At 68.0% G+C, this 1,411-nt stretch carries 1 protein-coding gene; it reads left to right on the forward strand.

The features are described from left to right. The coding region (locus ACFXGI_RS38735; protein ID WP_384717792.1) for a ParB/RepB/Spo0J family partition protein at positions 1-889 on the forward strand (889 nt) is incomplete at its 5' end. Between the last annotated feature and the right edge of the window lie 522 nt (positions 890-1,411).

Consider the following 1,411-nt stretch of genomic DNA (forward strand, 5'->3'; position numbering starts at 1 on the left):
GCAGGACACCCGCCGGGTGGCTTTGGAAGCCCTGGCCCACAATCCGTACAACCCGCGCGTGGAACTCCGCTCCGTCGAAGACCTGGCGGACAGTCTCGCCTCGCGGGGAGTGATCCAGCCCCTCACCATCGTTACCAGGATGGCGTTTCTCGAGGCCCACCCGGGCCAATCCGAACTCGGTCGTGCCGCCTTTGTCGTTGTCGACGGCAACAGGCGCCTGGCGGCCGCACGCCTCGCGGGTCTGGACGACGTACCGGTTCACGTGGACGACTCCCTCGCGGAGAGCGCAGACACCCTCCTTGAGACCGCCCTCACCGCAGCCGTTCAGCACGAGAACCTAGACCCGCTCGACGAGGCGAAGGCCCTTGAACGCCTAGTGGCCGTCCACGGGTCCCAGCGCGCCGTCGCGCGCGCCCTGGGAAAGTCCAGCCCGTGGGTGACACAAAGGATCGCCCTGCTGAAGCTAACACCCGAGCTCCAGGCCGCAGTCGAGGGCCGCAGCCTCCCCGTGGAGATCGCACGGAACGTCGGGCAGCTACCTGCGCAGCTGCAGCAGCAGGCGGTCGAGGAAGCCTTCGAGAAGCGTGCTCGGGCGAAGCGGCGCAACCAGAGCCAGCCCGATGCCGGTGCTAACGCCGTTAGCATCCCGCCAGCAACCTCCGGTTCCGATCCCGCGCCCACCTCGCGGACCGTCGGAGGAGTATCGCCGTCGACAGATCCCGAAAGCATGGACGCCGACACAGTGCGTATCCCACGGCCGGCCAGTCTCCAAGCCCAATCTCCTTGGGACGACGGACACAAGGTTGCCGACCTCATCTTCGAAAAGATGGATGCCGCCCAGCGTGAAGTCCTCCTGGAGCGCCTTCTGGCTGCCCACGGCAACGATTAGCCTTGAGCTGACCCAGCCTGAGCCCGTGCAGCGATTTCCCTGCGCGGCTCAAGCATGTCAGGGGTGCTAACGCCGTTAGCACCCCTGACATGCCGCGACGGATACACAATCCAAGTCGCCGTCCAATGGCAGAAGGCGTCCGGCAGCGACTGGGCCGCCTACGCCGCCGACGTCAGGTTCGGCGGTGCGGCTGCTGATGCCGTAGTGGGTGGCGAGGGCGTTCGCGGTGAGTGCTGGTCGTGCCCGTTCTCGGCGGCGGTGAGGGCAGCGGCGATCTCGACGATTCGGGTATCGGGTGTGGTGCGGCGGGGCGTGCGGTCCTGCGCGTGGGTCACCCGGCCGGTTCTTCGGCCACCCGCGTTGCACAGGCCGCCGGGGCGTAGGCGCACGAGGGTCGTGAAGCCGGGCGTCCGTGGCGGGGCCCGGCCGGGGTGGCTTTCGACCGGTCGGGCCCCGCCGTGCTGGATCTCTTGTCGCCCTGTCACCGTGATACGGGCCCGCCGTATATTCTCGGGGTACAGG

Source organism: Streptomyces sp. NPDC059355, from assembly GCF_042752335.1.
GTDB lineage: Bacteria > Actinomycetota > Actinomycetes > Streptomycetales > Streptomycetaceae > Streptomyces.